Annotated in this window: 13 protein-coding genes; 4 read left to right on the top strand and 9 right to left on the bottom strand. The window is 71.5% G+C overall.

Annotated elements, in window-relative coordinates:
* Positions 1-5: 5 nt before the first annotated feature.
* From G9272_RS31145 to G9272_RS31110, 8 genes are all read right to left on the bottom strand, one after another.
* Complete coding sequence (locus tag G9272_RS31145) at positions 6-245, bottom strand: hypothetical protein (protein ID WP_020131415.1); 240 nt, start codon at positions 243-245, stop codon at positions 6-8.
* A complete protein-coding gene (gene gatA, locus G9272_RS31140) occupies positions 242-1,744 on the bottom strand; it encodes an Asp-tRNA(Asn)/Glu-tRNA(Gln) amidotransferase subunit GatA (protein ID WP_171399582.1) in 1,503 nt (500 codons plus the stop codon). The genes G9272_RS31145 and gatA overlap by 4 nt, the downstream gene beginning before the upstream one ends.
* A gap of 6 nt (positions 1,745-1,750) precedes the next feature.
* Positions 1,751-2,047, bottom strand: coding sequence for an Asp-tRNA(Asn)/Glu-tRNA(Gln) amidotransferase subunit GatC (gene gatC, locus G9272_RS31135; RefSeq protein WP_007384860.1), 297 nt, complete (start codon positions 2,045-2,047; stop codon positions 1,751-1,753).
* A gap of 96 nt (positions 2,048-2,143) precedes the next feature.
* Positions 2,144-4,399: a putative bifunctional diguanylate cyclase/phosphodiesterase gene (locus tag G9272_RS31130; RefSeq protein ID WP_171399581.1), complete on the bottom strand. Its 2,256-nt coding sequence runs from the start codon at positions 4,397-4,399 to the stop codon at positions 2,144-2,146.
* A 269-nt stretch (positions 4,400-4,668) separates the two neighbouring features.
* Positions 4,669-6,861: an NAD-dependent DNA ligase LigA gene (ligA, locus tag G9272_RS31125; RefSeq protein ID WP_171399580.1), complete on the bottom strand. Its 2,193-nt coding sequence runs from the start codon at positions 6,859-6,861 to the stop codon at positions 4,669-4,671.
* Positions 6,862-6,876: 15 nt separating this feature from the next.
* Positions 6,877-7,878 (bottom strand): methionine synthase, encoded by a 1,002-nt coding sequence (locus G9272_RS31120; RefSeq protein WP_171399579.1) that lies wholly within the window; start codon positions 7,876-7,878, stop codon positions 6,877-6,879.
* Positions 7,879-7,929: 51 nt separating this feature from the next.
* Positions 7,930-8,628 carry an SDR family oxidoreductase gene (locus tag G9272_RS31115; protein ID WP_171399578.1) on the bottom strand — a complete coding sequence of 233 codons (699 nt, stop codon included), beginning with the start codon at positions 8,626-8,628 and terminating at the stop codon, positions 7,930-7,932.
* Between the two features lie 18 nt (positions 8,629-8,646).
* Positions 8,647-9,186 (bottom strand): TIGR00730 family Rossman fold protein, encoded by a 540-nt coding sequence (locus G9272_RS31110; protein WP_171399577.1) that lies wholly within the window; start codon positions 9,184-9,186, stop codon positions 8,647-8,649.
* A gap of 50 nt (positions 9,187-9,236) precedes the next feature.
* Between G9272_RS31110 and G9272_RS31105 the strand changes: the two genes are divergently transcribed.
* Positions 9,237-9,590, top strand: a complete 354-nt coding sequence (locus G9272_RS31105) for a DUF427 domain-containing protein (protein WP_171399576.1) — start codon at positions 9,237-9,239, stop codon at positions 9,588-9,590.
* A 38-nt stretch (positions 9,591-9,628) separates the two neighbouring features.
* Positions 9,629-10,414 carry an alpha/beta fold hydrolase gene (locus G9272_RS31100; RefSeq protein ID WP_171399575.1) on the top strand — a complete coding sequence of 262 codons (786 nt, stop codon included), beginning with the start codon at positions 9,629-9,631 and terminating at the stop codon, positions 10,412-10,414.
* Between the two features lie 3 nt (positions 10,415-10,417).
* Here the strand turns inward: G9272_RS31100 and mnmA are convergent, their stop codons facing one another.
* A complete protein-coding gene (mnmA, locus tag G9272_RS31095) occupies positions 10,418-11,548 on the bottom strand; it encodes a tRNA 2-thiouridine(34) synthase MnmA (RefSeq protein WP_171399574.1) in 1,131 nt (376 codons plus the stop codon).
* An 83-nt stretch (positions 11,549-11,631) separates the two neighbouring features.
* On the opposite strand from mnmA, the gene G9272_RS31090 reads away from it, so the two are divergent.
* Both G9272_RS31090 and G9272_RS31085 read left to right on the top strand, forming a co-directional pair.
* Positions 11,632-12,291 carry an N-acetylmuramoyl-L-alanine amidase gene (locus G9272_RS31090; RefSeq protein ID WP_171399573.1) on the top strand — a complete coding sequence of 220 codons (660 nt, stop codon included), beginning with the start codon at positions 11,632-11,634 and terminating at the stop codon, positions 12,289-12,291.
* Between the two features lie 218 nt (positions 12,292-12,509).
* Positions 12,510-14,102 carry a multicopper oxidase family protein gene (locus G9272_RS31085; RefSeq protein ID WP_171399572.1) on the top strand — a complete coding sequence of 531 codons (1,593 nt, stop codon included), beginning with the start codon at positions 12,510-12,512 and terminating at the stop codon, positions 14,100-14,102.
* Positions 14,103-14,119 lie beyond the last annotated feature (17 nt).

Below are 14,119 nucleotides of genomic sequence, written 5' to 3'. Positions count from 1 at the left end.
CCCTCTCAGCCCAGCAGGACGTCGTCGTCGCCCAGCCGCTTCAGCTCGCGGTAGAGGATGGCGAGGCCGGTGACGATGGCGACGGCGGACACGGTGGCGTCGATCAGGACCAGGGTGTCCTTCTCGGCGCGGGCCTTCTTCAGCCGCTTGGCGACGCCGAACGCGCCGAACGCGGTCCCGGCGATGGACAGGTACGTACCGGACTTGGACTTCTTGAAGCCCTTGGCCTTGTTCAGTGCGCTCACAGCGACGGAGCCTCCTCGAGAAGCGGGTGACCCCACCTTTCCACGAAGGCGGCCTCGACGGCGGCGCCGACCTTGTACAGCCGGTCGTCCTTCAGCGCCGGGGCGATGATCTGGAGACCGACCGGGAGGTTGTCCTCCGGGGCGAGACCGCAGGGCAGCGACATGGCCGAGTTGCCCGCGAGGTTCGTCGGGATGGTGCACAGGTCGGCCAGGTACATCGCCATCGGGTCGTCGGCGCGCTCGCCGATCGCGAAGGCGGTGGTCGGCGTCGTGGGCGACACGATCACGTCGACCTGCTCGAAGGCCTTCTCGAAGTCCCGCGTGATGAGCGTGCGGACCTTCTGGGCCGAGCCGTAGTACGCGTCGTAGTAGCCGGAGCTCAGGGCGTACGTGCCGAGCATGATGCGGCGCTTGACCTCGGGGCCGAAGCCCGCCTCACGGGTGAGGGAGGTGACCTCCTCCGCCGAGTGGCTGCCGTCGTCGCCGGTCCGCAGGCCGTAGCGCAGGCCGTCGAAGCGGGCGAGGTTGGACGAGCACTCGGACGGCGCGATCAGGTAGTACGCCGACAGGGCGAGGTCGAAGGACGGGCAGTCCAGCTCGACGATCTCTGCGCCCAGCTCCTTCAGCAGCGCGACGGACTCGTCGAACCGCTGGATGACGCCGGCCTGGTAGCCCTCGCCGCGGAACTGCTTCACGACACCGACGCGCATGCCTTCGACGCTGCCGTTGCGGGCGGCCTCGACGACCGGCGGGACGGGCGCGTCGATGGACGTGGAGTCCAGCGGGTCGTGCCCGGCGATGACCTCGTGCAGCAGCGCCGCGTCCAGGACCGTACGGGCGCAGGGGCCGCCCTGGTCGAGGGAGGACGAGAAGGCGACCATGCCGTACCGCGAGACCGCGCCGTACGTGGGCTTCACGCCGACCGTGCCGGTGACGGCGGCCGGCTGGCGGATGGAACCACCGGTGTCGGTGCCGATGGCCAGGGGCGCCTGGAAGGACGCGAGCGCGGCGGAGGAACCGCCGCCGGAGCCGCCGGGGATCTTGGTGAGGTCCCAGGGGTTGCCGGTCGGCCCGTAGGCGCTGTTCTCGGTGCTCGACCCCATGGCGAACTCGTCCATGTTGGTCTTGCCGAGGATGACGACGTCGGCGGCCTTCAGCCGCTTGGTGAGCGTCGCGTCGTACGGCGGGATCCAGCCCTCGAGGATCTTCGAACCGACGGTCGTCGGGATGCCCTCGGTGGTGAAGATGTCCTTGAGCGCGAGCGGGACGCCGGCCAGCGGGCCGAGCTTCTCGCCCCGCTCCCGCTTCTCGTCGACGGCGCGGGCCTGGGCCAGCGCGCCCGCACGGGCGACGTGCAGGAAGGCGTGGACCTTCTCGTCGACGGCCTCGATGCGCGCCAGGTGTGCCTCGGCGACCTGGACGGCCGTGAGCTCGCCGGAGGCGATCTTCGCGGCGGTCTCGGCGGCCGTGAGCTTGATGATGTTGACGTTGTCCGTCATGGCGGTTTAGTCCTCCCCCAGGATCTGCGGCACCTTGAAACGCTGCTGCTCCTGGGCCGGGGCGCCGGAGAGCGCCTGCTCGGGGGTGAGCGACGGACGGACCTCGTCCGCCCGCATGACGTTCGTCAGCGGGAGCGGGTGCGAGGTCGGCGGTACGTCTTGGTCGGCGACCTCGCTGACGCGGGCGACCGCGCCGATGATGTCGTCCAGCTGTCCCGCGAAGTGTTCGAGCTCTTCGGGCTTCAGCTCCAGACGCGCCAGCCGGGCGAGGTGGGCGACCTCCTCGCGCGTGATGCCAGGCATGCAGCGTTCCTCTGGGGTGGAGTGAGTGTGTGGTTTGGGCCCAATCCTAGGGTGCGGGGCGGCCTACCCGTGAAACGCGCTGCATCGGCGGGCGGGCTACTCGTCGGACGCCGCCGCCGGGAGGGCCGCCGCGGGGCGCTGCCAGCCCCGTGAGCCGCGGGCCCGCAGCCATGCCGTCGTCTCCTCCGGGGGCATCGCCGCGGCCACCAGCCAGCCCTGGACCGCGTCGCAGCCCAGGTCGCGCAGACGCTCCCAGGTCTCGTCGTCCTCGACGCCCTCGGCCACCACCAGCAGCCCCAGCGAATGTGCGAGGTCGACCGTGCAGCGCACGATCTCGGCGTCCTCGTTGTCGACGGCCAGCCGGGCCACGAAGGAGCGGTCGATCTTCAGCTCGCTCACGGGGAGCCGGCGCAGGTGCACCAGGGAGGAGTAACCCGTTCCGAAGTCGTCCAGCGACATCTTCACGCCGTGCCCGGTCAGCCCGTTGAGGGTGTCTGCGGCGCGCTGCGGGTCCTCCAGCAGGACGTGTTCCGTTATCTCCAGTTGGAGCGCTCCCGCGGGCACTCCGTGCCGGGCCAGCCGGGCCGCGACGGAGCCGGCGAAGCCCGGCGTGTGCACGTCGCGGGGGGAGACGTTGACCGCGACCGGCACGTACAGCCCCTGGGCCCGCCACCGCGCGACCTGGCCGAGCGCCCTCTCCAGCACGTACTCCGTCAGATGGGGCATCAGCCCGGACGACTCGGCGATCGCTATGAATTCGTCCGGCGGTACCTTCCCGCGCTCCGGGTGCACCCAGCGGACCAGCGCCTCCAGCCCCGCCACCTGCCCGTCGAAGCGGACCTTCGGCTGGTAGTGCAGCTCGACCTCGTGCGCGTCGAGCGCGCGCCGCAGGTCGCCCAGCAGTCCGAGCCGGTCGGGAGTGTTGGAGTCGCGCTTGGACTCGTACACCTCCACGCCCGTACGGTCCCGCTTGGCCTGGTACATCGCCACGTCGGCCCGGCGCAGCATGCCCTCCGCGTCGAGGGCGTGGTCGGGGAAGACGGCGACGCCGGCGCTGGCCTCCAGGACGAGGGTGAGCCCGTCGAGGTCGAGCGGCGAGCTGAGGTCGGAGACCAGCCCGCGGGCGATCCGCGACGCCGACGTCGTGGAGTCGGCGACGGGCAGTAAGACGGCGAACTCGTCCCCGCCGAGCCGCGCGACCTCCGCCCCGCGCGGCAGGGCGAGCTTCAGCCGCTCGGCTATCTGGAGCAGCAGCCGGTCACCGGCGAGGTGACCGAGGGTGTCGTTGACCGAGCGGAAGCGGTCGAGGTCGATCAGCATCAGGGCGGCCCGGGCGCCGATGCGCTCCGCGTCGTCCAGGGCGGTCCAGATGCGCTCCAGCAGCCACTGGCGGTTGGGCAGCCCGGTCAGCGGGTCGCGCAGCTGCTCCTCGGCGCGGGCGCGGGCCATCCACAGGGTGGAGTCGAGGGCGATGAGCGGGATGGCGAACAGCGGCAGCAGGATCGGCTTGGCCACGGCCACCACGCAGATCAGCGGCGCGATGCCCAGCAGGGCGACCGCGACCAGGCCCTGTCTGACCAGGGCCGTGCGGGCGACGGTGGGCAGTCCGCCGGAGCGCGGGGCGTGCAGATACCAGAGCAGGACACGGGTGACCGCGAGGTAGGCGGCGGCCACCAGGACCACCTGGGGGCCGGTGTAGACCGTCCAGCTGTCGGGGGTCCAGGGCCGCTCCACGGACGGTATCCGTCCGCAGGCGGCCAGCAGCAGCGCGCCCGCGCCGATGCCGAGGATGTCCACCGCGCCGTGCAGGACGCCCTGCCGCCAGCGGTGGCGCCGGGCTATGCCGACCAGGACGACGACGGTGAGGCTGACCAGACCGGCCGGCACCCAGCCGTACAGCAGCAGGACGGCGAGGGTGAGCGCGGCGCCGGAGCCGGTGCCGCCCCACCAGCGGGCGCGGCCGAGCAGGACCAGATGGCCGACGATGACGCCGGCCAGCACGGCCAGGGCCCAGCCGGCCGTGCCGGACGGGAAGAGCGCGTGGTGGCCGGTGAAGGCGCGGTAGAAGCCGGCGCCGAGGGCGAAGGCGGCCGCGGAGATGACCGAGGCGGGCAGCGCGGGCCAGGACAGGTGCCGGTCGGCCTCGGTGTCGGGCATCCCGGGATGCGGGGCGGAGGCGACGCGGAGGTCCGGAGCGGCATGCGGCGTCAGGTACGGCGCGGTGTGCGGCACATAGGCCTCCGCGCCCGGAGGTCGCCCGGAGCGCGCCGTCCACCAGCTCCCCCACCAGACGCCGGCGACCCGGCGTCGGCGCAGCCGTTCGTCCGGGGCGGCGCTCTCGGTCGGTTCCATTCCCGTCCCTCTCACAGCCGGCGGTGCCCACGCCACGCGGCCCGTTGCCCGACGACCCCGGGCGGCACCACGTTGGAGAACCCTTCCCCCTGCTCACCAGGAGCACGGGGATGCCCCGACCGCAGCTGGGCACGGCAGGCGCACGTCTCAACAGTAGGCCGCAGAAGGCTTCCACGGGCAGCGGTCGTCGACGGTTGCCCGAATGCGCCCCGGCCACCCGTATGCATCTGGTATGCGCCGATCGGGTGACCTTCAACCGCCACTCGTCGCTACTCCTCGGTCGGAAGGGCCACTTCGGCCGCGGCCTCGGGTCCCTGTTCCAGCAGGACGGTGAAGCCGTCCTCGTTCAGAACCGGCACCTTCAGCTGCATCGCCTTGTCGTACTTCGATCCCGGATTGTCACCCACAACGACGAAAGATGTCTTCTTCGAAACCGAACCGGTCACTTTCGCCCCTTGGCTCTGGAGGGCGTCCTTGGCGCCGTCCCGGGTGAAGTGCTCGAGGGTGCCGGTGACGACGAGCGTCAGCCCTTCGAGGGGACGCGGTCCTTCGTCCTCTCCGGAGCCCTCCTCCTCCATCCGGACGCCGGCGGCCCGCCACTTGCGGAGGATCTCCTGGTGCCATTCCTCGGCGAACCACTCCTTGAGGGAGGCCGCGATGATGGCGCCCACCCCGTCGGTGGCCGCCAGCTCCTCCTCCGACGCCTGCTCGATCCGCTCGATCGAGCGGAACTCGCGGGCCAGCGCCTCGGCCGCGACCGGTCCGACGTGACGGATCGACAGACCGGTGAGGATGCGCGCCAGCGGGCGTTCCTTGGCGGCGGCGATGTTCTCCAGCATGGCGAGCGCGTTCTTCTTCGGCTCGCCCTGCTGGTTGGCGAAGACCGTGGCGATCTTCTCCTCGCCCGTCTTCGGGTCCCGCTTGGGCAGCCCGCTGTCCTGGTCGAGGACGTACGCCTTGGTGGGCAGCAGCCGGTCGATGGTGAGGTCGAAGAGGTCGCCCTCGTCCCGCAGCGGCGGGTCGGCCGGCTCCAGCGGGTCGGTGAGGGCGGCCGCGGCGACGTAACCGAACTGCTCGATGTCCAGCGCCCTGCGGCCGGCCAGGTAGAACACCCGCTCACGCAACTGGGCGGGGCAGGAGCGGGCGTTGGGACACCGCAGGTCGATGTCGCCCTCCTTCATCGGCCGCAGCGCCGACCCGCACTCCGGGCACTCGGCCGGCATCACGAACTCGCGCTCGCTGCCGTCGCGCAGGTCGGCGACCGGGCCGAGGATCTCCGGGATCACGTCACCGGCCTTGCGCAGCACCACGGTGTCGCCGATCAACACGCCCTTGGCCTTGACGACCTCCTGGTTGTGCAGGGTGGCGAACTCGACCTCGGAGCCCGCCACCGTGACCGGCTCGACCTGGGCGTACGGCGTCACGCGGCCGGTACGGCCGACACCCACGCGGATGTTGACGAGCTTGGTGTTGACCTCCTCCGGCGCGTACTTGTAGGCGATCGCCCACCGGGGGGCACGGGCCGTGGAACCGAGCCGCCCCTGGAGGCGGATCTCGTCGAGCTTGACGACCACGCCGTCGATCTCGTGCTCCACCGAGTGCCGGTTCTCGCCGTAGTACGCGATGAACGCCCGCACGCCGTCGAGGTCGCCGACCACCTTGTTGTGCGGGGAGGTGGGCAGGCCCCAGGTCCTGAGGAGGTCGTAGGCCTCGGAGAGGCGGGTGAGACCCTCGTAGCCCTCCAGGGCGCCGATGCCGTGCACGACCATGTACAGCGGGCGGGAGGCGGTGACCCGCGGGTCCTTCTGACGCAGTGAACCGGCAGCCGCGTTGCGCGGGTTGGCGAAGGGCTTGTCGCCCGCCTCGACCAGACGGGCGTTCAGCTCCTCGAACTTCTCCATCGGGAAGTAGACCTCGCCCCGGATCTCCACCAGGGACGGGACCCCGTCACCGGTGAGGCGGTCGGGGATCTCCGCGATGGTGCGCACGTTGGGCGTGATGTCCTCGCCCGTGCGGCCGTCGCCACGGGTCGCCGCGCGCGTGAGACGGCCGTTCTCGTAGGTGAGGTTGACGGCGAGGCCGTCGACCTTGAGCTCGCACAGGAAGTGGTACGCGGAGCTGCCCACGTCCTTGTGGACGCGCTCGGCCCACGCGGCGAGCTCCAGGTCGTCGAAGGCGTTGTCGAGCGAGAGCATCCGCTCGCGGTGCTGGAGCGCCGTGAACTCCGTCGCGTACGCGCCCGCGACCTTCTGGGTCGGCGAGTCGGGCGTCCGCAGCTCGGCGTACTCCTCCTCCAGTGCCTCCAGGGCGCGCAGGAGCCGGTCGAACTCCGCGTCGCTGATGACGGGAGCGTCCTTCACGTAGTACCGGAAGCGGTGCTCCTCGATCTGCTCAGCCAGCTGCGCGTGCTTCTCCCGTGCCTCGCTGGGCACCGTCGTCTCCGCTTGCCTGTCGCCGGCCACCGTGTCGTCCTCCCGTTACTCTGGGTTGTCCGCGAGAGATCTCGCCGCCCGGGCGCAGTGGGCGAGGGCCTGGCGCGCGTACGCGGGAGAAGCTCCCGCGAGGCCGCACGACGGCGTGAGCGTGACCGCCTCGGTGAGCAGCCCCGGTTGCAGTCCCAGCCTGCGCCACAGCGTCCTGACACCCATGACGCTACCGGCAGGGTCCGACAATGGGGCGTCCACGCCCGGCACGACACCGGCGAACAGCCGGGTACCGCCTTCCACCGCCTCGCCGATCGTGTCGTCGTCACGCTCGGTGAGCAGCGAGAAGTCGAACGAGACCGCCGCCGCGCCGGCCCGGCGCAGCAGGGCGAACGGGACGTCGGGGGCGCAGGAGTGGACCACGACGGGGCCGTCGCCGTGCACCCCGACGACCTCCCGAAGCGTGGCCTCCACGACCTGCCGGTCGACGGCGCGGTGGGTGTGGTAGCCGCTGGCGGTCTTCACCTCGCCGCGCAGGACGGCGGTGAGGGAGGGTTCGTCGAGCTGGAGCACGAGCCGCGCACCGGGCAGGCGGCGGCGCACCTCGTCGAGATGGAGGCGCAGCCCCTCGGCGAGGGAGCCGGCGAGGTCGCGGCGGGCACCGTGGTCGGAGAGCACCGACTGGCCGTTCTTCAGCTCCAGCGCGGCGGCGAGGGTCCAGGGCCCGACGGCCTGCACCTTCACCTGGCCCTCGTAGCCCTGCGTGAACTCCTCCAGCGCGTCGAGGTCCTCCCCCAGCCAGGACCGGGCCCGCTTGGTGTCGCGGCCCGGCCGGTCGCCGATCCGCCAGCCGCTGGGCTCCACGCGCGCGAACAGCTCGACGAGCATCCCCGCGGTGCGGCCGATCATGTCGGCGCCCGGGCCGCGGGCCGGCAGCTCGGCGAGAAACGGGAAGTCCTCGAAGGACCCGGTGGCGGCCTTGGCGGCCTCGCGGGCGTCACCGCCGGGCAGGGAACCGACGCCGGTGGCGGGGCCGAAACTGAAGTGTGCGTTCACGGGGTGAAGCCTACGTAGGCGCGGGAGCGCGCCTCGCCCCCGCGGGCGGCCTCACCGCCCCGGCCGCACCGTCAGGTCGTTGACCTCCGCGTCCCGGGGCAGGTCGACGGCCATCAGGATCGTCGTCGCGACCGACTCGGGGTCGATCCACTCCCCCGGGTCGTACTCCTTGCCCTCCTGCTGGTGGACCTTGGCCTGCATGGGGCTGGCGGTGCGGCCGGGGTAGACGGAGGTGACGCGGACGCCGTTGTCGTGCTCCTCGGCGCGCAGGGCGTCCGCCAGCGCCTTCAGGCCGTGCTTGGAGGCGGCGTACGCGGACCAGTCGGCACTCGCCCGCAGACCCGCTCCGGAGTTCACGAACACCACGTGTCCCCGGGTGGCCCGGAGTTGGGGCAGGAGGTGGCGGGTCAGCTCGGCCGGGGCGATCAGGTTGACGTCGAGCTGGTGGCGCCAGGACTTCGGGGTCAGGTCGCCGACCGGCCCCAGGTCGACCACGCCGGCGATGTGGAGCAGGGAGTCCACCCGGTCGGGAAGCGTCTGGTGGGAGAAGGCCCAGCTCAGCTTGGCGGGCTCGGCCAGGTCGCCGACCAGGGTCCGGGCCCCGGGAAACTCCGCCGCCAGCTCCTTCGCGCGGCCCGCGTCGCGCGCGTGCAGCACGAGTTCGTCCCCGCGCGCGTGCAGGCGGCGGGCGACGGCCGCGCCGATGCCGGAACCGGCTCCGGTGATCACATGAGTAGCCATGCCCGCCATGCTCGCATCACCGAGGAGTCACGCGATGCCCTGGCTCTCTTCGAGGTAGGCCAGCGCCCCGACCGGATCCTCCGCGAAGAACACCAGGTCGGTGAGGGGGCGGGGCAGGAGACCCTCGTCCTCCATGCGCCGGAACTGCTCCTTGAGGCCGTCGTAGAAACCCGCGGTGTTGAGCAGCACCACCGGCTTGTCGGTGTGCCCGTGCTTCTTCAGTTCGAGGATCTCGGTCGCCTCGTCCAGCGTGCCGGTCCCGCCGACCATGATCACGACGGCCTCGGACTTCTCCAGGAGGAGCCGCTTGCGCTCGGCGAGATCCCGCGCGACGACCATCTCGTCGGCCCCGGCCCGCGCCTTGGCCGCGAGGAAGCCCACCGAGACCCCGCACAGCCGGCCGCCCGCCTCCTGCACACCGTCCGCGACCACCTTCATCAGGCCGGTGTCGGAGCCGCCCCACACGAGGGTGTGGCCGCCCTTGCCGAGGAGTTCGGCGAACTCGCGCGCGGGGCGGGTGTAACGGTCGTCGAGGTCGGCGGCTGAGAGGAAGACACAGATACGCATGTGGTCACCGTACGCGGGAAGAACCGGAGGCCCGCGGGCGCTGTTCCGGCATGACCCGAGGACACACGATCACGATCGAGCGGGGCGACCGGCACATCAGGGTCGTCCACGAGGGCCACGTGCTGGCCGAGACCGACCGGGCGCTCGCCCTGCGCGAGACCGGCTGTCCGGTGCGGTACTACATCCCCGCCGAGGACGTCCGGCTCGACCTGCTGACCCCCTCCGACACCCACACATACTGCCCGTTCAAGGGAACGGCGTCCTACTGGTCGCTGCCGGACGCGGCGGACCTCGTCTGGGCGTACCCGGATCCCAAGCCCGATGTCGCCGAGATCAAGAACCACCTGTGCTTCTACGAAGTGGAGGTCTCGGAGGCGGAAGTGCCGCAAGCGGAGGTGTCGTAGGCCGATGACCGCCGTGCCGTGCGGCAGTCTGCATGAGCATGGACAAGAAGACCATTTCGCGCGACGGCACCGAACTCGCGTACACACGCGCCGGCGAGGGGCCCGCGGTCATCCTGGTGAGCGGGGCGATGTCCACGGGCGGCACCATGGCGCCCCTGGCCGGCCTGCTCGCGGACCGCTGCACGGTCCTCCGGTACGACCGCCGGGGCCGTGGCGAGAGCGGCGACACGGCGCCGTACGCGGTGGAACGCGAGGTCGAGGACCTGGCGGCCCTCATCGATGCGGCGGGCGGCGAGGCGGCGCTGTACGGCATCTCCTCGGGCGGCGCGCTGGTGCTGGAGGCGGCCGCCGCCGGGCTGCCGGTGCGGCGGGTGGCCGTGTACGAGACGCCGTACGCCGTGGACGAGGAGGGCGCACAGCGACGCGCCGCCTACACGGCGGACCTCACCGAGGCGCTCGCGCAGGGGCGGCGCGGGGACGCCGTCGAGCTGTTCCTGCGGCTGACCGGGCTGGCCGAGGAGATGATCCGGGGCGCCCGTCAGGCACCGATGTGGGAGGGGATGGAGGCCATCGCGCCGACCCTCGCCTACGACGACGCCGTCCTGGGCGGCGGTGCGCCGCCCCGGGAGCGGCTGGCCGCGGTCGGCGTCCCGGTCCTCGCCGTGGCGGGCGAGGCCAGTCCGCCGTGGCTGCGCGAGGCCACGCGCGCCGTCGCGGACGCGGTCGCGGACGGCACGTACCGCGAGCTCGAGGGCCAGACCCACATGGTGGACCCGAACGTCCTCGCGCCGGTGCTGGCGGAGTTCCTCGGGTCGCGCGGCTGACGGTCAGGCCACCCCGGCCGTCGCCCTCACCGTGGAAGCGATCGTCGCCGAGCCCACCACGCGCGTGTCGTCGTACAGCACGATCGCCTGGCCGGGGGCCACGCCCCGGACGGGCTCCGTGAAGGTGACCTCGAGGGAGCCGTCGACGAGTTCGGCCCGCACCTCGGTCTCGCCGCCGTGGGCGCGCAGCTGGGCGGTGTAGGTGCCGGGGCCGGTCGGGGCGGCGCCGCACCAGCGAGGCCTGATCGCGGTCAGGGCGGCGACGTCCAGGGAGGCGGCCGGGCCGACCGTCACCGTGTTGTTCACCGGGGAGATGTCGAGGACGTAGCGCGGCTTGCCGTCGGCGGCCGGGGTGCCGATGCGCAGGCCCTTGCGCTGGCCGATGGTGAAGCCGTACGCGCCCTCGTGGGTGCCGACCTTGGCGCCGGACTCGTCGACGATGTCTCCCTCGGCCCTGCCCAGCCGGTTCGCGAGGAAGCCCTGGGTGTCGCCGTCGGCGATGAAGCAGATGTCGTGGGAGTCGGGCTTCTTGGCGACCGCCAGGCCCCGGCGCTCGGCCTCCGCGCGGATCTCGTCCTTCGTGGTCACCGTGTCGCCGAGGGGGAAGAGCGCGTGGGCGAGCTGCCGGTCGTCGAGGACGCCGAGGACGTAGGACTGGTCCTTGGCCATGTCGGAGGCGCGGTGCAGCTCGCGCGTGCCGTCCTCGTTGACGAGGACCTTCGCGTAGTGGCCGGTGCACACCGCGTCGAAGCCCAGCGCCAGCGCCTTGTCCAGCAGCGCGGCGAACTTGATCTTCTCGTTGCAGCGCAGACACGGGTTGGGCGTGCGGCCGGCCTCGTACTCGGCGACGAAGTCGTCGACGACGTCCTCGCGGAAGCGGTCGGCGAGGTCCCAGACGTAGAACGGGATGCCGATGACGTCGGCCGCGCGGCGGGCGTCGCGGGAGTCCTCGATGGTGCAACAGCCTCGCGCGCCGGTGCGGAACGACTGCGGGTTCGCGGAGAGGGCGAGGTGGACGCCGGTCACGTCGTGGCCGGCTTCGGCCGCGCGGGCGGCGGCGACGGCGGAGTCGACCCCGCCGGACATGGCGGCGAGTACGCGAAGGGGGCGGGAGCGCTGCGAGGTCTCAGTCATAACCCTTCCAGGGTACGGGTCCTCGGGAACCGGAGCCCGCGAGTATCCGTTGACGATCACAAGGGGCGAGGAAGGGCACGGACATGGGGGACGGGAAGAGCGACTCCGACCGGCGGATCGGGCGGCGCGCCCTGCTGATCGGCGGGGCGGCGGCCGCCGTCGGCACGGGCGTGCTGGCGCGCGAGGAGCTGGCGCGGCTGTACTGGCGGCTGCCGGGCGTGCGCAGGCAGCGGGTGGAAGGCGCCGTGGACTTCCGGGGCGCCCGGTGGGTGGCGGCGTCGGAGGCGAACTTCCGCTGGGCGGACCGGCCGGACGACTACGGGATCGACATGGTCGTCGTCCATGTCACGCAGGGCGACCTCGACAGCGCGGTGAAGGCGTTCGAGGACCCGGGGCACAAGGCGGCCGCGCACTACATCGTCGGCAAGGACGGGCACGTCACGCAGATGATCCGAGAGCTGGACGTGGCGTACCACGCGGGCAACCGCGCGTACAACGAGCGCAGTGTCGGCATCGAGCACGAGGGCTTCGTGGACCGGCCGAAGGACTTCACCGACGCGATGTACGCCGCCTCCGCCCGGCTGACCGCCGCGATCTGCCGGCGGTACGACATAGCCGTCGACCGCGAGCACATCATCGGGCATGTGGAGGTGCCGGGCACGGATCACACCGACCCGGGCGAGCACTGGGACTGGGATCGGTATCTGCGGCTCGTGCGGGAGGCGCAGGCCACGGCCGCCTGAGCACAGGCAATGTGATGCAGGTCACATGTACTCAAAATCGTGAACAATTGATGAGAGCCGGCCGTCCGATGTGTCCCACGCCCCGAACATGACCTGCGTTCCACCAACTTGGCTTTTCTTCAATGGAGTTGGGGAACACGGTGGCCACACAGCCTCCTCGGCTCACTCCTAACTTCGACCCAGTCTTCACATAGGCCTTAGCCCAAAGCTCCACGGCCATGACCCACACCACAGATCCCGCCTCCGGCGCGGGACGGCAGAGCAAGGGCGCCCACGCCCGGAGCGACCGGGGCGCCAAGGACGAGCGCCACACGAAGAGCAGCGAGACCAAGGGCGGGCACGGCAAGGGCCTGCACCGGCGGAAGTTCCTCGGCGGCATGGCGGGGGCGGCCGGGCTGGCCGCCGTCGGGACCGCCGGGGTCACCTTCTCCCTGCTGACGGGCGGCAACAGCAACAAGGCGTCCGCCGCCGACGCCACCGGCACCCTCACGATCCCCGACCTGCTGGAGGCCACCACCTCCGACGGCACCACCACCTACACCCTGACCGCGAAGACCGGCACCGGCGAGGTGCTCAGCGGCGTCACCAGCACCACGGCCGGCTACAACGGTTCGTACCTCGGCCCGACCATGAAGTGGACCAAGGGCGACACGGTCCTGATGAACTTCACCAACACCCTGGGCGCGGACACCTCGGTCCACTTCCACGGCGCCCACATCCCGCCCAAGATGGACGGCGGCCCGCAGAACGCCTTCGCGGACGGCGTGACCTGGTCGCCCACCTTCGAGGTGCTCGACGAGGCCAAGACGCTCTGGTACCACCCGCACGCCCTGGGCACCACGGCCGAGCAGGTCGTCCACGGTCTGGCCGGCATGATCATCGTGGAGGACGACTCGGACGTCTCGGCCGCGCTGCCGAGCGAGTACGGCGTCGACGACATCCCGATCATCCTCCAGTGTCTGGCGGTCGACAGCGCCGGCGACATCAAGTACGAGGCGGCCGGCTATCGCAGCTCCGGCGTCAGCTTCCCGGTACTGGTCAACGGCACCAACGTCGACTCGACCACCCTCGGCTTCACCGCGACCAAGAAGCGCACCCGCTTCCGGGTCCTGAACGCCTCCCCCGCCGACATCATGACCGTCCAGCGCGGCGACGGCGGGACGCTCACCCAGATCGCCACCGACCAGGGCTATCTCACCGAGCCCACCGAGGTGACCACGATCCGGCTGGTGGCCGGCGCCCGCGCCGAGTTCGTCCTCGACCTCGAGGACGCGGTCACGCTCCAGGCCGTCGTCACCACCGGCTGGATCCGCGGCGGCAGCGGCACCTACGACTTCCTGACCGTGACCCCCGACGCCACCGACACCCCGGCCGCCCTGCCGAGCACGCTCAACACCATCACCCGGTACGACACGAGCGACTTCACCGCGCGGACCATCACCCTCGGTCAGGGCACCGGCGGGACCATGTCGATCAACGGCTCGGTGGGCACCACCATGGCCGGGATGGCGATGATCAGCACGACGCTGAACGCCGAGGAGGTCTGGACGATCACGAACAGCACGCAGCTCGAGCACTCGTTCCATCTGCATGACGTGCCCTACCAGGTGATCGAGATCAACGGCGAGGCGCCGACCGGCGTCGACCTCGGCTGGTTCGACACCTTCGAGGTCGTCGGCGGCGGCTCCATCAAGATCGCGATGAAGTTCACCGACTTCACCGACGACACGTACATGTACATGCTCCATTGCCATCTTCTCCAGCACGAGGACGAGGGCATGATGGCGTCCCTCATGGTCACGGACAGCTAGCCCGGCTCCAGCGGGCC

It is taken from the genome of Streptomyces asoensis (assembly GCF_013085465.1).
In the GTDB taxonomy this organism is placed as follows: domain Bacteria; phylum Actinomycetota; class Actinomycetes; order Streptomycetales; family Streptomycetaceae; genus Streptomyces; species Streptomyces cacaoi_A.
This window is presented reverse-complemented; position numbering and strand designations above follow the sequence as displayed.